Origin of the sequence: Desulfopila aestuarii DSM 18488, from assembly GCF_900143695.1 — a bacterium.
Classification (GTDB): Bacteria; Desulfobacterota; Desulfobulbia; order Desulfobulbales; family Desulfocapsaceae; genus Desulfopila; species Desulfopila aestuarii.
The window spans coordinates 14315-35564 of sequence record NZ_FRFE01000041.1 but is presented as its reverse complement, the minus strand read 5'-3'; the positions used below and the strand labels follow the sequence as shown (position 1 = coordinate 35564).

Here is a 21250-nt window from a genome sequence, read left to right as displayed (position 1 = left end):
AGGAGGCCCGCCCCGAAAACAATATACGAAAAACTTATGGTCCTAAAACCTTTGTATCCCTTTTTCCGCCAGGCAAAGACATTCATCAGCACGCTGAGCAATGCTGCTATGAGCGCGTTCAGATTGAGCATTGTGCTTAGGTCAACGGCCATCGGAGATCCTATCTGTGCATGCAGCTGTACTGATTGCCGGTGTAGACACCCGGCAATCCGAGTAGGCCTGATATATTTACAGAGTATTGGGTATTTTAGCCTTAATCAAAAGACAAATGCAAGGAGGGCTAGACCGGTTGTCAACTGCGAACTGAAACAGTATTACGGCGCAACCTGATTAGCGAACATAGAAGTGGCTCAGTTCGTTTGAACAGATTTCTTCATTCCTTAAGTGGAAAACCCGCCCAGGTAATGCTGCCAGTCCAATGCTGGTAGCGTCGAGTAATCGCCTTCATCCGGTGTCAGCCAGTTCAGAGCTTATTGCGGTGGAGATCGATTAGGAAAGATTTTGACTGGTATAAACTGAGATAGTTTCGATTTGATCTGACCCTATAAAAGGACGTTAGAGGTTGCCAACACAATCTCGATTATTTTTCGATAAACGTCAAATCTGAGATTTCTACTGCATGTAGGGAGTTCTGCTTTTTCAAATTCCTAACAGCATAAATGTAGTCTCTGACTGTAGATAATCCGTGAGCTCATGATCGAATAACAGGTAATGGGATTGACAAGCATGACCTTCTGACGCTTGCATGTCCTTATCTTTGGTAAGCTAAAGTCTGTTGTTGCTCCATTTCGCATAATTTCAATAAAATGCCGAGTCCTACCCTGTCAGGAACAAATTCAACATCTTGTGTTGATATTTTTTTTAACCTTGCCGACTCATTTTTAATGCATGTCTCCCTTATTGGTTCAACTTCAATTAGTGACGACCCACCTCAGCCAACATCATTCAGCACAGCAATGAAATCCACGTTCTAAAAGCTGCCATGGCTATGAGTATGGCCAGAAGTCGTCTGAGGTGAATTATGGATACTTTGCAACTTACCAGCCCTCCCATTGCTGCAGCTGGCATAACAGTCAAGATGATTGGGATGGTCAACAGCCACTCAATTTGCCCTGTCAGCGACTTGCCTATAAATCCTGCAATCGAAGACAACAGAACAATTGCGAGATTAGTGCCAATAGCAATTCTGGTGGGGATTTGCACATATGACGTCATTAGGGGAATCAAAATAAAAGATCCTCCTTGACCAACAAGTCCTCCAAGAAGGCCGACGCCAGATGCTGTGGTGAGTGCTCGGAAACGGCTGAATTCCAGACCGCTGACATTTGGCATCTCAATATCATGAGAAACCGGCAGCAACATGCAGATGGAAGCAGTAAACGCAAGACAGGCAAAGATAAAAAGAAGAAGAGTGTTAGAAACAAACTTTGAGCCAGCCCCGCCAATAACGGCAAATAAAAAGATGGCGCTGCCCATGCAAATGGAAAGCTGATTGGACACGAAGCGCATTCTTTTGTGAACAAATGCTCCGGACAGGCAACTTGCCAACCCCTGAACAATGGTAAGACCAGCTACACACTGCATGGTCAAAGGTTTCAGGCCGACAAGAGGAGGAACATAAAGCAACAGAGGAGCCATGATGATTCCCCCTCCTATACCGAGCAGACCTGACAGAAATCCTGTAACCAGTCCGAGGACACCAATTACAAGGTACAGTTCCATTGTTGTTATTGAACTGTTATACCGACAGATTCATTGGTTACCTCGCCAATTTTGGCAGCATATTTAACACCTGCGCTATAGAGAGCCTGTATTAGATCCTCCGCTTGGGAATTGGGCAGGGCAAGCACCAGACCACCCGAGGTTTGCGGGTCATACAGCAGTTGCTCACTTGCATTGTCGAGGTCAAGACACACTTCAAGGTTATGCTTATCTACCATTGCCCTGTTGGGTTTGTTGCTGCCCGTTGTTTCACCCTTCCTGTACATTTCAAGAGCATGAGGGTAGAACGGTATTTTTCTGTAATCGATGATAATCCTTGAATCACACCCGTGTGCCATTTCCAGCAGATGGCCGAGTATGCCAAAGCCAGTAACATCTGTACAGGCATGCAGGCTATATTTCAAACCGGCATCCATTGCAGCACCGTTCAATGCAGCAATGATTGGCAGGATCTCCCTTTCCATTTCAGCGTAAGGCAGTTTTCCTGAACGGACGGCATTGAATAATACGCCAGACCCGACCGGCTTCGTTAGAATCAAGGCATCGCCAGGTTGTGCACCTGCATTGGTGATGATGCGGTCTGGATGAACAACACCGTTCACGCAAAGACCATATTTGGGTTCTTCATCATCAACAGTATGACCACCGACAAGGCAGGCTCCGGCTTCAACTGTTTTGTCGTGCCCGCCTTTTAGAATTTCGCGAAGTACCCCCATGTCGAGATGCTTCGACGGAAACATCACGACATTGAGTGCCGTCAGTGGTTTTCCGCCCATGGAATAGACATCCGATATTGAATTTGCCGCTGATATCTGGCCAAACCAATATGGATCATCAACAGGCGGCGTAATGAAATCGACAGTGTTGATCATGGCGATTTCATCGGAGAGGCGATAGACGGCAGCATCATCAGATGTTTCTATGCCGACAAGAAGATTTATATCAGATGGTGTTTTGAGGCCCGCAAGCGCGTCCGACAGATCCGTCGGACCTATTTTGGCAGCTCAACCGCAGGTGCGAGCTAATCCAGTGAGGGTTTTCTTTTTGGAAAAGTCCATGGAACATTCCTTATAGAAAAAATCTATGAATCGAAATTAATCAATAGGCTCACCTTATGATAGAATGGTTTTCAATGATGTCAAGAACGAAGGTGCTATCACTGGTGCGGAGGGGTATGTGCGTTTGGAAGGTTGATGGGGATAAAACTAAGTTTTCTGAACGGATATATTTACCGACAGCAAGGAATGTGTCCATTTTTTGTACACTCAACGGCTTTTACTCTAAAATTTACAGAGAGTCGGACTTAAGCCCAATATTTCATCCAGTAACTCGCAGGGCATTGAGGGTAAATATACCTAAATATCAAAAAGATGGGGTGTTGCGCGCAGGAGAATGGCGAGTCCCTGCAATTCAGAAAATTGTTTCAATGATTTCTCTCGTTGTTCCAGATGATTATTTCGACTGGCTATTTATTTTCAACCTCAACGGAACTTGATTCTAGCAATGTCCAATATTTGTACGCCATGCGTTGGGGTAGCGAAACACTATTCAACGCTATTCCTTGAATTTACTGGAGGATACAGTTTTATGCAGATTTGGCCCGAGTCCTGCATCAATCATACAGATAGTCATCTCTGTTCTATGAGCCCCTGAGGTACCAGTCTCTCTGGAGTACTCGAACACTTGGCTTCTCAATGAGAATACACTTGCAGGTCATTACAGCTTGGCAATATGCAAATCACAAGTAATCAGGGTCGATTCCATGAATTCTTTCAAAGCAATCCTCATCACATGTATGGTGCTCGGAATATCGTTTCTCCACATGACAACCATCCCTGCAAGATATGGATTACACATCTTACATAGTGAACTCTTCTTCATTCCCATTATTCTTGCCAGTTTCTGGTTCGGAATGCGCATTGGGTTGGGAGCTGCCATCCTGGTCTGTATTATTTACTCCCCTATGGTTGTGCATGATGAAACTCCCACACATGGAGCGGCATATGCGGTTCTTTTCACGCAACTGGTAATGTACCTGTTTGTCTCGATACTGATCGGGTGGCTGAGTGATAGGCGACAAAGCCAACAGAGGAAGCTCATCGAGGGAGAAAGAATGACGACCCTTGCCAAAGCTGCCGCGGCCCTGAGTTTTGAGATAAAAGATGCAGTCACCAGTCTCGCCAGTATTCACCAACGCTCTGCGGGGCTCATAAATCCTGAAGAAGACCAGAATTTCCAACAGGAACTCGGCAAGCTTCGCCGCCTGATGGAGGTGCTCGAGAGATTTATGCCTGAAAAACAAGTGGATGCGATTTCAGCTGACCTCAATCAATTGCTTGAATCAAGTTACCATAAATATCTTCAGCCAGCCCAAAAGGCCCAGGTGCAGCTGGTACTCCAGGCTGATGCTGCCGGATGTCCGTCAATGATAGTCAGCGAGGCTCTTGGCAGAGTGCTGGATAATATCATTGAAAATGCCATCGAAGCCTCAGAGCCCGGGAAAAAGATTTTTCTCCGCTCAAAGCGTGGTGGATCATCCTGTTACCTTGAGGTTACCGATGAGGGAGAGGGCATATCTCAACAGAATCGCCCAAAACTCTTTACTCCATTTTTTACTACCAAACCTCATGGCGACGGCTTGGCTCTCGCTGCAGGCAGGAAGGTGTTGAGAGATCATGATGGGGACATCGTATATCTTCCCGGGACAACATCAGGCTCAACATTTAGAATTATTGTGCCCAGGGAGAACGCTGACCGGAATCTTGATCAATTTCTCAGGGAAACACGAGTTGATCGTGATGACCTTTAAGCGTTACTGCCGTCTGTCGAGATGGAAAACGATCAATGTGATGAGTATTCTAGTAATACTACAAGCCACAGATACTACCCAGATGTACCACCAGACAGTCACCATAAAGAAGCCGTAGCAAACACAACCTTTTTTTGGGAGAATTACCATGAAGAAAATCATTCTTGCAGGATCATTAGTCTCTCTTTGTCTTTTTACTAGTCCGACCTTTGCAGTCGATGCCCATCACCCTGCAGAGGGCGGTGAGCAGGCAATCGAGCAGATGACCATGGACAATGTCGACTCATCTGTAACAGAACTGCAGCAATCAAGAGAGCAGGTAGAGAAGGAGAAAGACCCTGTCAAACGTCAGGAGATGATGCAACACCATATGAAAATGATGCGAGAGAATATGACCATGCTGTCTATGTCGGGCAATAAACATGCCGGAATGATGCATGGTGCTCACGGCAAGATGTCAATGGACGATCGGATGTCTATGATGGAAAAGAAAATGCAGATGATGGACAAAATGATGGGTGACATGGATTGTATGAAAGGTGGCATGATGGGCAAATCGCCAACCGGAGGAGATGATGCAAAAATGCAGATGATGGAGGATAAAATGAATATGATGCAGGAGCTCTTGAACGGCATGTTGATGCAGCAAGAGATGGGCATGCAGCAGAAGTAGTCACATTTCGTCTCATTTTATGATTTTCGGAATCAACCAATGGCATCAAAAATGTATAATAATAAAATTATAGGGTTTACCATCCTAACTCTATTTATCTTGAATTCTAATATTTGGGCAGCAGATTACAGTACGATGTCGATGCAGGAACTAAGTGAATTAAGAGGAACTATGCAGAATGCTTCTCAAGCAGACCGCAAGGCGTTTCAATCAGAGTGGCTTAGCCGTGTGAAACAGATGACGCCTGCTGAGCGAGAAAATTACATGGGGCCAGGTAAAGAAATGGGAGATACTGACAGATCAGGACAAACTGGAAGTATGATGGGGGGTGGTTGGCCGGATGGACAATAGTAGTGGTTCAGCAGGAGTAGAGGTGCCCAGGATGCGGGCAATTGCTGGATTGGGGTGTCTCAACCATGGACGGCTTGATTTGTTTTTCTTTACCGTTGTCACTGTGTCAGCGGGGCTGCTTGTCTGGCAGCAGGTAATACCGGACTTTGTCGGGATGTAGTGGGACAACGCTGTTGTGGCTGGCAACTCGTTGAGGTGAACCGAACCATGTTGCTGTGAGACCCAAGTCTTTTCAGTGCTCATGCTCGACCAGATGGTCTCCACTTGCCGAAGGTCCTGACGGAGTAAGGGGTACATGATAAAGGGACGCCGATACCACGCATTACATTCAGGAGGTTGTCCGTGAACGCATTGGAAATGTTTCTCAAGTATGGTGGGGCCTCTCTGCCGCGACGGCAGTTTGTCAAAGGGATAGCCGCGGGAGGTGCACTCCTGGGCTTGGGCATAGCCCCCGACCGGCTGCTGGCTTCATTGACATCTTCTTGGCAACCAGTGCTGCGGGGGACCCGGTTCGACCTGACACTGTCGTCCAAGCGGGTCAACTTCACTGGCCAGGAGCGGCTGGCTACCACCGTGAACGGTCTGGTGCCCGGGCCGGTGCTGCGCTGGCGGGAAGGCGACCGGGTGATCCTGAATGTGACCAATCATCTGGCGGAACAAAGCTCCATTCACTGGCATGGTATTATCCTGCCGATGGAGATGGACGGTGTCCCCGGCATCAGCTTCAAGGGGATCGAACCCGGCGAAACCTTCCGCTACACCTTTGATGTGCATCAGAGCGGCACCTACTGGTACCACAGCCATTCGGGCTTTCAGGAGCAGACCGGCATGTACGGTGCGATTATCATCGATCCCCGACAACCCGAGCCGTTTGGCTACGACAGGGACTATGTCATTCTCCTGTCCGACTGGTCGGATGAGGACCCGGAATCGATTTATGCCAAACTCAAGAAGCTGAGCCACTATTACAACTTTGCCGAACGCACCGCCGGCGATCTCATTCGCGAGATTAAGGAGAAAGGGGTGTCGCAGACCTGGGCCGAGCGGTCTATGTGGAACAGGATGCGGATGAGCGATCGGGATCTCTCCGATGTCACAGGTTACACCTACACCTTCCTGATAAACGGCCAGCCGCCGGCTTCCGGCTGGACCGGCCTGTTTACGAAGGGCGAGCGGGTGCGGCTGCGCTTTATTAACGGTTCGGCCATGACCTTTTTCGATGTGCGCATTCCCGATCTTGCCATGCAGGTTGTCGCCGCCGATGGCCAGAATGTCGCACCAGTTACTGTCGATGAGTTCAGGATAGGGGTTGCCGAAACCTATGATGTTATCGTCGAGCCCAAAGATGATCGCGCCTATTGCGTTTATGCCCAGGCCCTCGACCGAAGCGGTTATGCCCGGGGCGTTCTCACCCCCGATCCGTCGTTGACCGCTGAGGTTCCCGCTCTAGACCCTTATCCGATTCTCAGCCACATGGACATGGGTATGGCCATGGGTGGGATGGCTGCTGATGAGCTGGAGATAGAACAGCTGACCATGGACGACATGGCCATGACTGCTCCGCCCGCCTCCTCAGCGCACGCCATGCATCATAGCATGCCGGCCGGTCACAGTATGGGCCACACTGCTAGCGGTGCCACTGTCTTAAAGGGTAACGGCGCAATCGGTCAAGGCAGTGGTACAAAGGTAATCCACGGTCCGGCGGAGTTTGGCCTCCATGTCGACGGCAGGGCCGAGGACCCGCAGCATCGCATCGATGATCCCGGTGTCGGCTTACGCAACAATGGCCGTAGAGTGTTGACCTATGGCGACCTGCGCAACCTCCACCCGACACCCGACACCCGCGAGCCGGAACGGGAGGTACAACTGCACCTGACCGGTAACATGGGCCGGTATATGTGGTCAATCAACGGGATAAAATATGGTGATGCCGATCCGCTTAACTTCAAGTATGGAGAGCGGTTGCGGATTACTTTCGTCAATGACACGATGATGAATCACCCCATGCATCTCCATGGCATGTGGAGTGATCTAGAGACGGGCGATGGGCAGCACATCCCGCGCAAGCACACGGTAATTGTCCAGCCCGGGGCGAAGCTGAGCTACTTGGTTTCCGCCGATGCTCGGGGCGACTGGGCATTTCACTGTCACCTGCTCTACCATATGCTGGGGATGTTTCGTAAAGTCGAAGTGCGTTAAGGAGTTGAAAATGAAACATATCATGCATTTGTTGTTTCCTCTGGTGATCGTTGCTCATTCATCCATGTCGCTGGCCGGCGACATGGACGACGACCCGCTCCTTGGCAAGGTGATGCTCGATCAGTTGGAGCTTCGAACTGGCGATTCTGATGCCACGGTGAACTGGAGCCTGGACGGCTGGCTTGGCAGGGATCTGGACAAACTCTGGCTCAAGACGAAAGGGGACTACGAGAGAGGCAGCATCGGCGAAGCCAACCTGCAGGCCCTCTATAGCCGGGCGATTGCCCCTTTCTGGGACCTGCAGGTTGGCTGGCGCGGTGATCTGCGGCCGGAGCCGGTTCGTAACTGGCTGGCTGTTGGAGTCAAAGGACTCGCCCCCTATTTCTTTGATCTCGATGCCGCGCTCTTTCTGGGGGAGAGTGGCCGTAGCCAGGCCAGGATCCAGGCGGAATATGAGCTTTTACTGACCCAGAGGCTCATCCTTGTGCCGGAGCTGGAACTGACTCTCTCAGGCAAGGATGATCCAGAAACCGCAACCGGTTCCGGCCTGTCGACTGTCGAGGCCGGATTGCGGATTCGCTATGAAATCCGTCGTGAGTTCGCGCCGTATCTGGGGGTAAGCTGGACGCGGCTGTACGGCCAGACAGCCGATTATGCCGTTGAAGAAGGTGATGAGACCGATCAGTTCCAGATTGTCGTCGGTATTCGCTGTTGGCTATAGGACCTGATGATAAGTGGAGGTTGTAATGTTTTCATCTTCGTCAAGAACGGACAACCATAGGGATCAGGGCGGCCTGGTCAAGGTCGCAGGAGAACCGCAGGTCATAACGTTGGTGCTCCAAGCCATCCCACTCACTGACATTGCCGCTGCCGCGATGAATTGCCTCGAAACATAAACCAAAAGACAGAACATGAATAAGCAGATACAGGTCTATGGCGTCTTCGTTATAATCCTGAGCTTGGCCCCAGTTATGCGGGACCTGATTGGTGTGATGTTTGCGACCACCCCTGGACCAGTATTGCATGATACCTTCTGGCACACCTTCCTGGAAGTCGTATTCATGCTGGCCCTGACGACGGTCCTGGCTCTGTTTCATGCGGGACTAGCCAGGAGGAATTCCGAAAAAGTTCGGATGACCCAGATTGTGTCGATTGAGGCGCTGGCCAGCCTAGCAGAATTTCGTGACGAAGAGACCGCGAGTCATTTGCGTAGAATTCGGAAATACGTCGATATCCTGGTCTCAAGCATTGACCGAACTCATGCCTACTGGCCTCAAGTTTCCAAGACCGCCAATTATGCCCAGGAAATTTCTGATGCAGCGGTGCCCAGATACCCATCACTCAGGTTGCCGATATCACGATCAAGAAGGGAGCGCCGGCCATCAAGAGCGAAAACGCCAGAAAGAACGCTTGGATTTACGTGGATATCGCCAATGTCGATGTGGGCAGTTATGTGAAAAAGGCTCAGCAGGTCGTGAACGAGAATATCGAGCTGCCTCCAGGCTATTCGATTGTCTGGTCTGGTCAGTATGAATACATGGTTCGAGCCGAGAAAAAGTTGCGACTGGTCGTACCCGCTACCCTTATCATCATCTTTCTGCTGCTCTACCCCAATTTCAAGAATGTTACCGAAAGTCTCATTGTCATGTTATCCGTGCCTTTCGCGCTCACCGGCGGGCTGTGGATCATGGACTTGCTGGGCTACAACATGAGCGTAGCGGTGGCTGTCGGCTTTATCGCCCTGGCGGGAGTTGCGGCGGAGACCGGGGTGGTGATGCTCATCTATCTGGATATTTCCTACAAAAAGTACAAGGAAAAATACGGCAGTCAGTTCTCTCAGGTACATCTTGCCGAAGCGATTGAAGAAGGTGCTGCACTGCGGGGGTACGGTCAAAGATGATGACGGTGGTAGCCATCATTGCTGGTCGTGCTCCCATCATGTGGTCATCCGGAACCGGTTCCGAGGTCATGAAACGGATTGCCGCCCCGATGGTAGGGGGAATGGTGAGCGCAACCGTACTTACTTTAGTGGTAGTGCCAGCGATTTATGGGTTGTGGAAGGGCTATGGTTTGCCCCGAAGAACCACAGTAGAAGAAAAAGAAAATTGAGGCGTAATAACGCTTCAATGAAGATTCCGCATCATGCGGTGGAAACCGATCCAATAGAGGATCCTGAAGAAATATTACGAAATGGAGAACACCATGAAGAGTATTGTTACTGTAATGTGTGCAGCAGTTATTTTCTGGATTACCCCTGCTTTTGCAACTGATTCGCACCAGCATACCGGCTCGGCTGGCCCTGCTGCAACAGGTGAGCACAGCAGCATGAGTCATGGCAGCGCCAGCGCCGATGGCAAGTTCGTCCATTCAGCAATGGCCGATGACGTCCATACTGAATTTCAGATTATGGATCTGGCCTCGATGAACATGAAAGATCCCGACGGCAAGACCCATCACATTATGGCAACGTTCATGCGAGGTGATGAGAAGATCGAGAAGGCGGCGGGGAAAGTAAAAATTATTGCTCCTTCCGGAAAAGAGCAGATTGCCGACCTGAAAGATTATGGCGGAGGGAACTTCGCAGCGAATTTCACTATTGATGAAGCGGGAAAATGGGGTGTGATTTGCCTGTTTAAAGAAGACAAGGGTAAGCATACTGTAAAATTCTGGTATGAGCATCATCAGATGTAATTATTGCGAGATGTCCAGGGGGAAGACAACACTCTCTCCTGGACATCTTCTTCTTGAGATCTGCAAAGTTTGGTTCAGATCAATCAAGGCTTGTTCGAATTTACTAGCATTGAGGTAGGCAATGCCCCGAAGAAAAGACGCTTTTTCGCAATCAAGACCTCCATGAAGTTCTTTGGATAAATCTTTAACAGCATTATCAAACTGACCAAGTTTCAGATATGCCGCTCCCCTACAAAGCAAATTTTCCGGAGAACTAGGCTCTTTTTCAAGTGCCATTGTAAACTGATTGATACTCGCCGTTAAATTCCCATCAAGAAAGTACTTTTTCCCTCTTATTCAACATAATGCTTTGCTCTTATCATTCCTCCTATGAACCTAGTGGGAATTTATCTCTCTCAAAAAAAAGAATAAGTATCGCTAGTGATGACTTTAGGGCATGGCACATCTACTTGTTATTAACCTGGCGACAAAATAGGTAAATTATGTTACGCTGTTGGAATGGAAAATACAGATTCGAGATCACTCTCAAGTGAAATCCAACAACACAATAGGAATCTTGCAATTAACCTTTTCAAAAAAGGCGTAGAGCGCAAGGAAATAGCAAAAATCATCGGCATTCACTATGGGGTTGCATGTCGATGGATAAGAGCCTGGGAAAAGGGAGATCGTAAGGCCAAAGCGATCCAGCTTGGAAAGCGGGGGCGCAACAAGGGGGATAATTGCCTTCTTTCCGCCGATCAGGAGAGATGTCTTAAAAGGTTGCTGGTTGAGAAGAATCCTAAACAACTTAAACTGCCATTTGCGCTATGGACCCGCAAGGCAATTCAGTCGGTTGTTTATCAGATGTGGCGTGTGCGAATGGCTATCCGCACTGTAGGTGACTATCTGAAAAGATGGGGTTTTACACCTCAGAAGCCTATCCGAAAGGCCTATGAGCAAAGCCCTAAAGCTGTCCAGGAATGGCTTGATGTTACCTATCCAAAGATCAAAAGTCGTGCAGCAGCAGAGAAGGCTGAAATATACTGGGGAGATGAGACCGGCGTTCGCAATGATTGTCAGCATAGTCGTGGTTACGCGCCCCGTGGCAAGACCCCTGTTGTTGCAATTAATGCGAAACGTTTTTCACTCAATATGATTTCGGCTATCAACAATAAGGGGCTGTTGCGATTCATGATGTACGAGTCAACCATGACAGCACGCGTTTTGCTGAAATTTATGAAACGTCTCATAAAAGATGCAGACAGAAAGGTATTTTTGGTGCTTGATAATTTGAAAGTGCACCATGCAATTCTGGTACGGCGCTGGCTTGAGAAGGATAAGAATAAGGAGAAGATAGAGGTATTTTATCTACCCTCCTACTCTCCAGAACTCAATCCAGATGAATACCTCAATTGCGATCTGAAGTCAGGTATTCGGCGTGCTGCTCCGAGCAGAAGCAGTGAAGATCTTAAGAAAACAGTATCGAGCCACATGCGGATGTTGCAAAAGAAATCTGAAAGAGTTGCGAAGTATTTTGAACATCCTTCAATCAGATACGCTGCATGAACCTATATCTCCGCCGGGTTAATAGCAGAACTCCTGTGTTACGTGTATGAACAGGTGCCGGTTAAGTAAGATTGCCAAGTCAATCTCAGCAAGCACAAGATTTTGATCAAACTTTTGATTTCCTGAATAAATCAGTCGGTTTCGTAATCCTAACAGCAAAAATGCAGTCTCAGAGGAGAGATTGTCCATGAGCTCATGATCGAATAACAGGTAATGAGATTGACAAGCATGACCTTTTGACGCTCGCATGTCCTTATCTTTGGTAATATTCAGTCTGTTGTTACTCCTTTTCCGGGCAATTTCAGTGAAATACAAAGTCCTATTATATCAGAAAGAAGCTCTAATATGCCATTCCGACTATGGTATGATATTGCCAGTTCACACCCTAATTATTCTCTAATTTTGTTTAAAAGAATGAGGCCACCTCTGAGGTACTGGAAACGAACTCTTTAGGCCAGTGCAGACCAGGCAATTTTCATCCCCATGAGTGCGAGGGTGCAAAAGAGCACCTTACGGTAGGAGTATTCGCTGAGTGAAGCGGAAAATCTGATACCTAGCTTACTGCCGATAATCACCGCCGGTGTTGCGGCTGCGAAAATAGTGAGCACCGTGGTGTCAACCTGGCCAGTGACGATTTTTGCGAGCACGATGCAGGTACTGGTAATGATAAAGCCGGCGCCGAGAACGCCCTTCACCGCCTGGGATGGGCAGCCGCAATAGGCGATATAGACGGCGAGAGGCGGCCCGTTGAAGCCAAAGGCCATACCGAAGGCAGAAGAGAGGATACCGGCGAGATAGCCCCAGAGGTGGTGAATAACCTTTTTTTTGCCGCTGTCACTATAGAGACTCCACAGGGCATAACAGGTGATGAAGATTCCCATTCCACCTTTCATTTGATGTTCGGGAATATACTCCAGTACGAACACACTCAGTATCGCACCTGGCACAGCGCCATAGACAATTCCTTTCAAATAATGCCATTCAATATAGCGACGGAAGGTCCAGCCCACATGAAAATTGAGGCACAAGACGACCAAAGTGCAGCTTGGTACTGCCACGGAGAGTTCAATAAACGAGGTAAGCAGGGGCATGGCGATCATCGCCGCGCCAAAGCCAGCAATGCCGTTGACAAAACCACCGGCGAACCAGGCCAGAATTATGATCCACAGCTCAGCCATACGTGTTGTATCCCATCTTATTTGTAAAAGAAAAATACGATCTTACTTGAGTGGTCATTTTTGGGCTGGTCCCATAACATTTTGAGCAGATAGAGAAAACTTGCATGAAACCACGGAAGAGGATAGGCTTACTCTTTGGCAGACTGGAGCAGAACACGCTGGCTGGCGCCGCACCCTGTTGCCCTGCTGACCGATGTGTGGACAAACAACCGGCAGAATTCCCGGCTTTTCGCTTCTTGAGAGATGTTGCATATGATCAGTAAGATTAACAAATACGCAGAAGATATCCTCGATGTCCTCGACGAAGGGGTCTACATTTCCGACCGGGATGGCTATACTCTGCATGTCAATCGTGCCTATGAGGGAATTACCGGTTTAACCAGAGATGAATTGCTCGGCAGCAGGGTCACTGATCTGAAAAAAGTCGGCAAATACGATGTTATCCTTAATCCCGAGATTGTCCAAACCCGAAAGCCCAAAAGCGTGGTCCAGCTAACGAAAAACGGCCGGCGCGTTGTTTTGCAGGGGCACCCGGTTTTCGATGAGCGTGGGGAAGTGGCGCTCGTCGTTACCTTTGCCCGTGATACTACTGCACTCAGCCGGATGGAGGAACATCTCGGTTTTCAGCGTGAGCTGATCAAAACCTATCAGAAGACCATCCTGGGTGAAGGCCGTGATGGCACCCTGCCGCTGCCGTTGTCGAAAAGCTCGGCCATGCTGGAATTGATGGACATGGTGAAAAACGTTTCCACCACGGATGCCACGGTTCTCCTCTTGGGCGAGACAGGTGTCGGCAAGAACTTTATCGCCAAGGAAATTCATCGCAGTAGCCCCCGATTTAAAAAACCCTTTATTGAAGTCGACTGTTCAGCGATTCCTGAAAATCTGGTTGAGTCGGAACTTTTCGGCTATGCGCCGGGCGCATTTTCCGGTGCAAACGCCAATGGCAAGCCGGGCTATATCGAAATGGCCAATAACGGTACCCTGTTTCTAAACGAGATCGGTGAGTTGCCGATGCAGGTGCAGGCCAAGTTGTTGCGTTTTCTTCAGGATCAGGAGTATGTCCGGGTTGGTTCGACGACCTTACAAAAGGTGAATGTCCGGGTCATTTCGGCTACCAACAAAAATCTTGAAGAAGCAATCAGGGAGAAAACCTTCCGCGAAGATCTCTATTATCGTATCCGGGTGGCTGTAGTGCATCTTCCGCCGCTTAGGGATCGGGGTGGCGATATTCTGCCGCTGATAAACTATTTTCTTGGAACATTTACCAAACGATACAATAAAAACGTGAGCTTTGAGGATGCGGCGCTCCAGACTCTCGAAAAATATCATTGGCCGGGAAATGTGCGCGAACTGGAGAATATGCTCCATTCCATCGTAGCAACGTCGCCCAATAATACCACGCTGGCGCCTCAAGACCTGCCTTTGTCGGTACTCATGAACAACGAGAGTCATGGTCGAAAGTCGCTCCAGGACCTGGTGGCTGAGTTTGAGAAGGTGGAGATTCTCAAGGTTTTGCGGGTGACAAATTCATTGGCCAGGGCTGCGGATGAACTCAGCATTGACCGGGTCACCCTGTACCGCAAAATGAAAAAATACGACATCGCCTCACCTTCCCAGGGGTAATCGTGGCGCCTTAGAGCAGCTCCTGCATTAGTTCCTTGGTGGCCGCCGGAATGACAACCCGGTTCACCAGCATCCCCGACAGTTCGATAGCTGAGCAGGCAGCGTCCACCGCAGCCTCGACTGCCGCGACATCGCCTGTTACCAGAAAGTATCCCTTGCCGCCGATGGCCATGGAGACATGGACCCGAAGGAGGGTGACATCGGCAGCCTTGGCTGCTGCATCCGCCGCCTCAATGATCGGGGTTGCCGCAAAGGTTTCCACTATTCCCAACGCCCTGAAGGATACATCGCTCACCGTCACGGTACCGGCGATGGCGGCAAAGAGTTGCTGCTCGACATTGGCGATGGTGAGTTTTTCAATGAGATAGGAGCCGGCAACCATCTCTCCGGCCTCAAGGGAGGCATTGACTGCTGAGACGGAGCCGCTGGCGATGATCAGGAATTTGCCGGAGCAGATGGTCCGGGCCACTAAAATGGTAATGTCTGCGGCCTTCAGCATCGCGTCCTCTGTCTGGTAACCAGCAGCAATGCTGGAAAGTTCCATCACGCCAATCGAATGTGCCATAGTCTTCATAAGCTAAAATTATCTGTTAAAATTAAGAAAAATCTCACTCGCCAAGAGTGAGATTGATGGCGCTTTCGCTCAATTGCTCGACTCTTCCGGCCAGTGGGGCGTGGATTTCACTGCCCAGATCGCTTCCCACAGTGGCGATCTTGCTGCCCGCTGCCACCCGGTCGCCCTTCTGAACTATGGGCTGGGCCGCCTTGCCGATATGCTGGCGGAGAGGTATCGACAGGGTCGCAGGCATAAACGACGAGGTGCTGAGGGGGCCTCGGTCGCCGAACTGATTGAGATCGAGGAGTCGCTTCAGTTTCCCGGTGGGAGTGCGGCGGTAGCTGATGAGCGGATGGGGCCCGTTGGTGGCAGAACTGGCGGTATCGAGCCGTATTCCGGCCGCAGCGGTGGCCCGTTTACTCAACACGCTGACGCTGCCGGGGTATAAGCCTTCGGGGCAGCTGACCATACTGCAGAGGTTGCATTCGCAGCAGGCCAGGGTATGGGGTTCGGTAATGCTGTCGTCTATCGGAGTGAACATTAAGGCCCTCATCGCCTTGTGGGGCTGGATCGGGTGGCCGAGCAGATAACGGGGGCAGAGCGCGGTGCAAAAGATGCACTGGTCGCAGGCGGACTTGCCGATCTTCCTGACCGTTTCCGGTTTACCCATGGTCCGCATCCGCCTGACCAAGGTGTGGTCGTTTGGCAGGATAATAATGGCGGAACTCGTTTTGGTGGTCACTTCCGTCTCAATACTGGCGGCGAGGCGTCCCATCATCGGGCCACCGAGCAACACCGTATAGTCCGGGATCGTTGGCCGGGCATACTCAATCAGGGTCGTCAAAGGCAGACCGATGGGGACCTCCAGGGTCACTCTCTGTTCGACTGCGCCTCCTAGGGTGACAAAGGTGGTGGTCACCGGACGGCGTCTGCCGATATTGAGCAGCGTCTCAACGTTACTGACGATAACACCCTGACTGAGCGGCAACTTGCCCGCCTCAACCACCTTGCCGGTGGTCTCGTATATCAGTGTGATCTCGTCGCCGGCGGGGTAGAAATCGCCGACAGGAACGACCCGGATGCCTTGGCCCGCGGCATCGCGTAACAGCTGGATGAGCTGCTCGTGCTTGCCCTTGATGCCGATAAGTCCTTCTTCGGCGGAAACGGCGTCCATGGTGCGGCGAAGGCCGTTAAGGAAATCCGTCGTATGGTGGGTGAGGATTTCCTTGTCCTTATGAATCAGCGGTTCACATTCCGCCGCATTGACGATAACGGTGGAGGCGTTGGCCGCAAGCTTCACATGGGTCGGAAACCCTGCGCCGCCGGCGCCAACAATGCCGTGCTCCTTCACTTCTGCAACAATTGGATTCATGCTCATATTTTTTCTGGGCCCGATGGGCTTGCAATAAACGAGGTTGTTAGCAGTCTGCTGTCAAAATAATGCTATCTGCCTTGCAGACTGCTCAATACCTTCTGTGTTACCCGCTCGACCTTGGCACTGTCTCTGACCTGCAGGTCGTTTCTGAGGATGGAAACGATCCGGGTGACCACTGTTTTCAGGTTATCTTTTTTCGAGCAGGCACGGGAGATAACCGGTCTGCTGGTTGCGGCCGTCTTGCTTCCGTAGATCACTTTTACTCCTTTGCTGCGCAGATAATCCTTGGCGCTGGAGGTGAGAATCATGGTGGTGTCCACATGGATCTCCTTAGTGTCGACGGCGAGGAATTCACCGATATTATCAGAACTGACCAGCTTCTTTTTCATATCTTCTCCATGGATAGCGGTGTCTAATTGTTTTTAAAAACATGCAACGGGCACATTCACATCAAATAATGACCAACAGGCATGGCCGCGGCTATCCTTATGGTCGACAATCGTATTACTCGTCCCTTGCAGGAGGCACGTCCATCTGGTCGACAATACCGACGATAATCGCATCGATCGGGGAATGGCGACCCAGCTTGGCAAGGCGGGCGGAGCTGCCGGTGGAGACGATGACCGTCTCGCCGATGCCGGCGCCGACCTGATCGACGGCGACAAAGCTTCTGCCGGAGTCTTGGGAAATCGGATCAATCACCTGGACGATCATCAGCTTCATACCCTGCAAGGTATCTTCTTTACGGGTGGCCCAGATATTCCCGACAACTTTGGCTACAATCATTTATGCACCTCTTTCACTCCGTTGAATTTCGATTCCAAATTGTCTGGCGTAATCTTCTGCAAGTGAGGTCACAATGGTTTTGGGATAGATGGCAATTCGTTTGATCCCACCCGCTCGACACGCTTTTAGATCTTTCTCGCTGATGATCCGGTTGGTCAAGCAGACAAGCTTGCGTACCTCTTTCACGGGCGCGAGGCCGAAGGCGTGCAGGGTCTCGGCGTACTCGCTGTAGAGTTGGTAGAGTTTGGGAGGCGCCGTACTCTCGTGGGCCATGTAAACATAGTTGAGGACTTCGACCTTTTTGCCGGACAGCAATAGGCTGCGAACCATTTCGGCCACTGGTGTGACCGCTCTGCCAAGAGCGAGGTCCGCCATGTCGTTTATTTGTAAACTCGGCAAGACATACCGGTCAATTTTCTGATTATCATAGCTTTCGTCATAAAAGAAGATCTTGCGGTTGGCTGCATTGTCCGAGGGCAAGAATATCTCGTTACCGACATTTCTGGAGCCAATGACCAGAACGTGCTCGGCACCATGATCATCCGTAAGTCGCCCGACAATCTCGTCAACGAGACGCGCTACCAGCTCCTTATCCACATGCACAGCGCACCTCCGCAGTGTCTTTGATGATCGTACAGGTGGTACTCGTACTACAACCACAGGCGTTACCTTCGTCGAGATCGATGTGGAAGGCCAGTCGGAAATCTTTATGAACACGGATCAATACATCTCGAAAGATCAGTGGTCGATGACTGTTGGTTTGGACACAGACCAGATCCATGTCGCTTACACCTAACCTCAGGGCGTCGCTGGGATCCATGTGGATATGCCGACCGGCGACGATGACACCGCGGTCCATTGAGATGATCCCTTCAGAAGAGGAGATGATTCCGCCGGGGGTTCCCTGAACGTCGCCTGAATGCCGGACCGGCGCTTTGATACCGAGGCTCCGGGCATCGGTAAGGGATATCTCCACTTGGGATTCCTTTCGAAATGGACCAAGGATAGCCACATTGTCGATTACCCCTTTGGGTCCGATCAGCCTGAGACGCTTGTCCAGGAGATACTGGCCTGGCTGGGAAAGCTCGCGGACGTTCTTAGGCGGCTCCTTGAAGAGCTGAAAATAGTCCTTTTCTGAGATATGGGCATGCCGGGCGGACAGTTCAATGGGTATCACCCTACTGCCGACACCATTCTGCTGTTGCAATCTCTTTTTTACTTCTATGACTACTGCGGAAATAAGGTCTTCAGTCACAACCATGATTCTTCGCGCCTCTGCGTCTCTTTTGCAGCTGTGGATGGTTTTTGTTCTCTCTGCAGAAATACCCGGGATTCATGAAGACAGACATTCTGCTCTATGCCTGCAGATATTCCGGCTACCTCTACTTCACTTTAATGCGATCGTTAGCGATTGTTGGGCTATTGTCCCGATATCACTAACTCAGCGTCCTCGTGCGGACTCGGAATGATATGGACGCTGACAACTTTGCCAACCGCACCGGCGGCGGATGCTCCTGCCTCAGTGGCGGCCTGAACAGCGCCAACATCCCCTCTGACGATGATTGAGACTAGGCCGCTTCCGACCATCTTCATGCCGGCAAAGGTAACGCTGGCGGCTTTCATCATTGCATCAGCGGCTTCTACTGCTGGAATGAATCCTCTTGTCTCAACAACTCCCATCGCTCCCAGGTTGGCAGGGGCGGCAGTTTTTGGTTTTACCGCTGGAGCTCTTTTTTTCCCGGGTTCACTCATTTGTCGTTCTCCGATCGATGAAAAGCAAATACAATTGTTGTGAAAAAAACCTATTATCCTGGAAACGTGTTGAGCCTATAGCGCTTATCAACGCGTTTCCAGGTATGTCGGTCCATCAGCTTTTCGGCAAGATGGCCTCAACGTCATTGTGGGGACGCGGGATTACATGGACGCTTACCAACTCGCCAACTCGCTCGGCGGCAACTGCGCCGGCATCGGTAGCAGCTTTGACGGCGCCAACATCGCCACGAACGATAACGGCGACAAGACCGCCACCAGCCATGGTGGTACCAACGAGGGTTACATTTGCAGCTTTGACCATTGCGTCAGCAGCTTCAACAGCACTTACAAAACCTTTTGTTTCGATCATTCCTAATGCATTCATTTTAGAGATTCCTCCAATTTTTATTGTGTTACGCCGACTGTTAGATTACAGCGCCTTCTTTGAGCTTTTTCAGAACCATCTGGGTGATTCGTTCTACTTCATCCATCGTCACACCGGTGTTGACCGATCCGGTCGACGTCGGTTGTTTCTTCTGATCCTTGCCAAATGCCACCCGGCGAATATTGAACAGATGCTCGGGACCGACGTTGTCGGAGGTCGAGCTGCCGCCTTCGGTACCGCAGCCAAGGGTGAACGACGGTGGCAGGTTGGTGGAGAGGCCAACAGCACCTTGGGTGGAACCGGTATTGATCAGGATACGGGAGACCGGTTTTTCAATGGCGAAGCGGCGGATGACATCACGGTCCTGCGAGTGGATGGACAGTGAGTGACCGATACCACCGTTAATGAGGAGTTTGTGACAATATTCACAGGCCTGTTGCCAATCTTCTACTGGGTAGTAGCCGATAAGTGCAGTCAGTTTTTCCTTGGAGAACGGGTATTCTGGGCCGATACCTTCCTCTTCGTAAACAATCAGCCTGGTACCTTCAGGGATGGTGATACCGGCCATGGCTGCCACGGTTTTCGCATCTTTGCCGACGATCTTCGGGTTCATCGCTCCGCCTGGTCGTTCCATGACTGCCTTGACTTTAATGACATCGTCGCCTTTCAGGAAATAGCAACCCTTTGCCACCATGGTCGATTTGACTTGGTCGGAGATCACCCTGTCGGCGAGAATGGCCTGCTCAGAAGAGCAGACAGTGCCGTTATCAAAAGTTTTGCTGGCCAGGATCTTGTCGATGGCATCGCTGATATCGGCACTGCGCTCGATATAGACCGGTACGTTACCGGCACCGACACCAAGGGCTGGTTTTCCTGAGCTGTAGGCCGCTTTGACCATTCCAGGGCCGCCGGTAGCGAGGATGAGATCAGCCTGCCTCATCAGCTCTTCAGTGCCCTGAACAGTGGGGACGCTCATGACGGTTACGAGATCTTCCGGTACGCCCTGGCTGGCCAATGCACCTCTAATCAGGTCCACAGTTGCCTTGATACATTTCAGAGCGCTTGGGTGCGGTGCAAAGACTACGGCGTTGCCCGCTTTGATCGAGATAATCGACTTGAAAATGGTCGTCGATGTCGGGTTTGTGGAAGGTACCAGGGCGGCGATGACACCGGCCGGCTTGGCAATTTCCCAGATTCCGGTGGAATCGTCCTCACTCAGGACACCGATCGTCTTCTGACCGCGGATATGGTCGAGAAGAATTTTGCTCGCCAGCAGATTTTTCTGGGTCTTGTCCTGCCATTTGCCGAACCCAGTTTCCTCATTTGCCATCTTGGCAAGCGCTTCAGCGTTTTCGATGGCGGCTTTGCCGATCGCCTCGGTCACGCCATCGATCTGGCTCTGGCTCAGGTTCTGGATCTCTTTTCTGGCCGTTTGTGCGGATCGTACCAGTGACCTGGCTTCTTGTATGGACAAGAGATCTTTATCCACCATATTTGCTACTCCTTGCAGGTTTGTTGGTTGAAAACATCTACAAAACCAACGGTTATCTTTAGTTGCATGTTGCTGTCAGTGTCGTTTCATGAGGTCAAAAGACCCCTGTA

General features: G+C 50.4%; 24 protein-coding genes and 1 pseudogene. 12 read left to right on the top strand and 13 right to left on the bottom strand.

What is annotated here, in order from left to right:
- Positions 1-945: 945 nt before the first annotated feature.
- Positions 946-1722 (bottom strand): sulfite exporter TauE/SafE family protein, encoded by a 777-nt coding sequence (locus BUF15_RS23590; protein WP_073616410.1) that lies wholly within the window; start codon positions 1720-1722, stop codon positions 946-948.
- A gap of 5 nt (positions 1723-1727) precedes the next feature.
- A complete protein-coding gene (selD, locus tag BUF15_RS23585; protein WP_143170855.1) occupies positions 1728-2717 on the bottom strand; it encodes a selenide, water dikinase SelD in 990 nt (329 codons plus the stop codon).
- A 179-nt stretch (positions 2718-2896) separates the two neighbouring features.
- On the opposite strand from selD, the gene BUF15_RS23580 reads away from it, so the two are divergent.
- The 10 genes and pseudogenes from BUF15_RS23580 (at position 2897) to BUF15_RS23540 (ending at position 10445) form a co-directional block, all read left to right on the top strand.
- Positions 2897-3217, top strand: coding sequence for a hypothetical protein (locus tag BUF15_RS23580; RefSeq protein ID WP_073616409.1), 321 nt, complete (start codon positions 2897-2899; stop codon positions 3215-3217).
- A gap of 267 nt (positions 3218-3484) precedes the next feature.
- The gene (locus BUF15_RS23575; RefSeq protein ID WP_073616408.1) at positions 3485-4531 is read left to right on the top strand and encodes an ATP-binding protein; all 1047 of its coding nucleotides are present in this window, start codon (positions 3485-3487) and stop codon (positions 4529-4531) included.
- Positions 4532-4679: 148 nt separating this feature from the next.
- Positions 4680-5204: a hypothetical protein gene (locus BUF15_RS23570; RefSeq protein WP_073616407.1), complete on the top strand. Its 525-nt coding sequence runs from the start codon at positions 4680-4682 to the stop codon at positions 5202-5204.
- A 39-nt stretch (positions 5205-5243) separates the two neighbouring features.
- Positions 5244-5555: a hypothetical protein gene (locus tag BUF15_RS23565; RefSeq protein ID WP_073616406.1), complete on the top strand. Its 312-nt coding sequence runs from the start codon at positions 5244-5246 to the stop codon at positions 5553-5555.
- Complete coding sequence (locus BUF15_RS27225; RefSeq protein WP_159441367.1) at positions 5545-5715, top strand: hypothetical protein; 171 nt, start codon at positions 5545-5547, stop codon at positions 5713-5715. Before BUF15_RS23565 ends, BUF15_RS27225 begins: the two co-directional genes overlap by 11 nt.
- A gap of 197 nt (positions 5716-5912) precedes the next feature.
- Entirely contained in the window at positions 5913-7754 is a 1842-nt protein-coding gene (locus BUF15_RS23560; protein ID WP_073616418.1) for a copper resistance system multicopper oxidase, read from the top strand.
- A 10-nt stretch (positions 7755-7764) separates the two neighbouring features.
- A complete protein-coding gene (locus BUF15_RS23555) occupies positions 7765-8475 on the top strand; it encodes a copper resistance protein B (RefSeq protein WP_073616405.1) in 711 nt (236 codons plus the stop codon).
- A gap of 25 nt (positions 8476-8500) precedes the next feature.
- Positions 8501-8650, top strand: coding sequence for a hypothetical protein (locus BUF15_RS27220; RefSeq protein ID WP_159441366.1), 150 nt, complete (start codon positions 8501-8503; stop codon positions 8648-8650).
- A 425-nt stretch (positions 8651-9075) separates the two neighbouring features.
- Positions 9076-9863: pseudogene (locus tag BUF15_RS23545) on the top strand (efflux RND transporter permease subunit); the annotation flags it as partial.
- A 93-nt stretch (positions 9864-9956) separates the two neighbouring features.
- The gene (locus tag BUF15_RS23540) at positions 9957-10445 is read left to right on the top strand and encodes a hypothetical protein (RefSeq protein ID WP_073616403.1); all 489 of its coding nucleotides are present in this window, start codon (positions 9957-9959) and stop codon (positions 10443-10445) included.
- On the opposite strand, the gene BUF15_RS23535 is transcribed toward BUF15_RS23540, so the two are convergent.
- The gene (locus tag BUF15_RS23535) at positions 10446-10721 is read right to left on the bottom strand and encodes a tetratricopeptide repeat protein (RefSeq protein WP_073616402.1); all 276 of its coding nucleotides are present in this window, start codon (positions 10719-10721) and stop codon (positions 10446-10448) included. It abuts the gene before it with no gap.
- A 222-nt stretch (positions 10722-10943) separates the two neighbouring features.
- Here BUF15_RS23535 and BUF15_RS23530 point away from each other — a divergent pair, with 222 nt between their 5' ends.
- On the top strand, positions 10944-11990 hold the full coding sequence (locus BUF15_RS23530) for an IS630 family transposase (protein ID WP_073616401.1): 1047 nt from the start codon (positions 10944-10946) through the stop codon (positions 11988-11990).
- Between the two features lie 449 nt (positions 11991-12439).
- On the opposite strand, the gene BUF15_RS23520 is transcribed toward BUF15_RS23530, so the two are convergent.
- On the bottom strand, positions 12440-13168 hold the full coding sequence (locus tag BUF15_RS23520; protein WP_073616399.1) for a sulfite exporter TauE/SafE family protein: 729 nt from the start codon (positions 13166-13168) through the stop codon (positions 12440-12442).
- Positions 13169-13420: 252 nt separating this feature from the next.
- Between BUF15_RS23520 and BUF15_RS23515 the strand changes: the two genes are divergently transcribed.
- The gene (locus BUF15_RS23515) at positions 13421-14794 is read left to right on the top strand and encodes a sigma-54 interaction domain-containing protein (RefSeq protein WP_200802468.1); all 1374 of its coding nucleotides are present in this window, start codon (positions 13421-13423) and stop codon (positions 14792-14794) included.
- 10 nt (positions 14795-14804) lie between these two features.
- Here BUF15_RS23515 and BUF15_RS23510 read toward each other — a convergent pair whose 3' ends face one another.
- The 9 genes from BUF15_RS23510 to BUF15_RS23470 all read right to left on the bottom strand — a co-directional run bounded on the left by BUF15_RS23510 (position 14805) and on the right by BUF15_RS23470 (position 21140).
- The gene (locus BUF15_RS23510) at positions 14805-15359 is read right to left on the bottom strand and encodes a BMC domain-containing protein (RefSeq protein WP_073616416.1); all 555 of its coding nucleotides are present in this window, start codon (positions 15357-15359) and stop codon (positions 14805-14807) included.
- A 43-nt stretch (positions 15360-15402) separates the two neighbouring features.
- Complete coding sequence (locus BUF15_RS23505) at positions 15403-16728, bottom strand: 4Fe-4S dicluster domain-containing protein (protein WP_084554483.1); 1326 nt, start codon at positions 16726-16728, stop codon at positions 15403-15405.
- A gap of 65 nt (positions 16729-16793) precedes the next feature.
- On the bottom strand, positions 16794-17114 hold the full coding sequence (locus BUF15_RS23500; RefSeq protein ID WP_073616397.1) for a hypothetical protein: 321 nt from the start codon (positions 17112-17114) through the stop codon (positions 16794-16796).
- Positions 17115-17229: 115 nt separating this feature from the next.
- On the bottom strand, positions 17230-17511 hold the full coding sequence (locus BUF15_RS23495; protein WP_073616396.1) for a EutN/CcmL family microcompartment protein: 282 nt from the start codon (positions 17509-17511) through the stop codon (positions 17230-17232).
- Positions 17512-18114, bottom strand: coding sequence for a hypothetical protein (locus BUF15_RS23490; RefSeq protein WP_073616394.1), 603 nt, complete (start codon positions 18112-18114; stop codon positions 17512-17514).
- Positions 18101-18772, bottom strand: a complete 672-nt coding sequence (gene pduL, locus BUF15_RS23485; RefSeq protein WP_073616392.1) for a phosphate propanoyltransferase — start codon at positions 18770-18772, stop codon at positions 18101-18103. Before pduL ends, BUF15_RS23490 begins: the two co-directional genes overlap by 14 nt.
- A gap of 158 nt (positions 18773-18930) precedes the next feature.
- Complete coding sequence (locus tag BUF15_RS23480; protein ID WP_084554480.1) at positions 18931-19263, bottom strand: BMC domain-containing protein; 333 nt, start codon at positions 19261-19263, stop codon at positions 18931-18933.
- A gap of 115 nt (positions 19264-19378) precedes the next feature.
- On the bottom strand, positions 19379-19648 hold the full coding sequence (locus tag BUF15_RS23475; RefSeq protein WP_073616390.1) for a BMC domain-containing protein: 270 nt from the start codon (positions 19646-19648) through the stop codon (positions 19379-19381).
- 40 nt (positions 19649-19688) lie between these two features.
- Complete coding sequence (locus BUF15_RS23470; RefSeq protein ID WP_073616388.1) at positions 19689-21140, bottom strand: acetaldehyde dehydrogenase (acetylating); 1452 nt, start codon at positions 21138-21140, stop codon at positions 19689-19691.
- Positions 21141-21250 lie beyond the last annotated feature (110 nt).

Coding starts and splice junctions, on each gene's coding strand:
- BUF15_RS23590 (WP_073616410.1), bottom strand. CDS start 1,722: ATGGAACTGTACCTTGTAATTGGTGTCCTCGGACTGGTTACAGGATTT.
- BUF15_RS23580 (WP_073616409.1), top strand. CDS start 2,897: ATGTGCGTTTGGAAGGTTGATGGGGATAAAACTAAGTTTTCTGAACGG.
- BUF15_RS23575 (WP_073616408.1), top strand. CDS start 3,485: ATGAATTCTTTCAAAGCAATCCTCATCACATGTATGGTGCTCGGAATA.
- BUF15_RS23570 (WP_073616407.1), top strand. CDS start 4,680: ATGAAGAAAATCATTCTTGCAGGATCATTAGTCTCTCTTTGTCTTTTT.
- BUF15_RS23565 (WP_073616406.1), top strand. CDS start 5,244: ATGGCATCAAAAATGTATAATAATAAAATTATAGGGTTTACCATCCTA.
- BUF15_RS27225 (WP_159441367.1), top strand. CDS start 5,545: ATGGACAATAGTAGTGGTTCAGCAGGAGTAGAGGTGCCCAGGATGCGG.
- BUF15_RS23560 (WP_073616418.1), top strand. CDS start 5,913: ATGTTTCTCAAGTATGGTGGGGCCTCTCTGCCGCGACGGCAGTTTGTC.
- BUF15_RS23555 (WP_073616405.1), top strand. CDS start 7,765: ATGAAACATATCATGCATTTGTTGTTTCCTCTGGTGATCGTTGCTCAT.
- BUF15_RS27220 (WP_159441366.1), top strand. CDS start 8,501: ATGTTTTCATCTTCGTCAAGAACGGACAACCATAGGGATCAGGGCGGC.
- BUF15_RS23540 (WP_073616403.1), top strand. CDS start 9,957: ATGAAGAGTATTGTTACTGTAATGTGTGCAGCAGTTATTTTCTGGATT.
- BUF15_RS23535 (WP_073616402.1), bottom strand. CDS start 10,721: ATGGCACTTGAAAAAGAGCCTAGTTCTCCGGAAAATTTGCTTTGTAGG.
- BUF15_RS23530 (WP_073616401.1), top strand. CDS start 10,944: ATGGAAAATACAGATTCGAGATCACTCTCAAGTGAAATCCAACAACAC.
- BUF15_RS23520 (WP_073616399.1), bottom strand. CDS start 13,168: ATGGCTGAGCTGTGGATCATAATTCTGGCCTGGTTCGCCGGTGGTTTT.
- BUF15_RS23515 (WP_200802468.1), top strand. CDS start 13,421: ATGATCAGTAAGATTAACAAATACGCAGAAGATATCCTCGATGTCCTC.
- BUF15_RS23510 (WP_073616416.1), bottom strand. CDS start 15,359: ATGGCACATTCGATTGGCGTGATGGAACTTTCCAGCATTGCTGCTGGT.
- BUF15_RS23505 (WP_084554483.1), bottom strand. CDS start 16,728: ATGAGCATGAATCCAATTGTTGCAGAAGTGAAGGAGCACGGCATTGTT.
- BUF15_RS23500 (WP_073616397.1), bottom strand. CDS start 17,114: ATGAAAAAGAAGCTGGTCAGTTCTGATAATATCGGTGAATTCCTCGCC.
- BUF15_RS23495 (WP_073616396.1), bottom strand. CDS start 17,511: ATGATTGTAGCCAAAGTTGTCGGGAATATCTGGGCCACCCGTAAAGAA.
- pduL (WP_073616392.1), bottom strand. CDS start 18,772: ATGGTTGTGACTGAAGACCTTATTTCCGCAGTAGTCATAGAAGTAAAA.
- BUF15_RS23480 (WP_084554480.1), bottom strand. CDS start 19,263: ATGAGTGAACCCGGGAAAAAAAGAGCTCCAGCGGTAAAACCAAAAACT.
- BUF15_RS23475 (WP_073616390.1), bottom strand. CDS start 19,648: ATGAATGCATTAGGAATGATCGAAACAAAAGGTTTTGTAAGTGCTGTT.
- BUF15_RS23470 (WP_073616388.1), bottom strand. CDS start 21,140: ATGGTGGATAAAGATCTCTTGTCCATACAAGAAGCCAGGTCACTGGTA.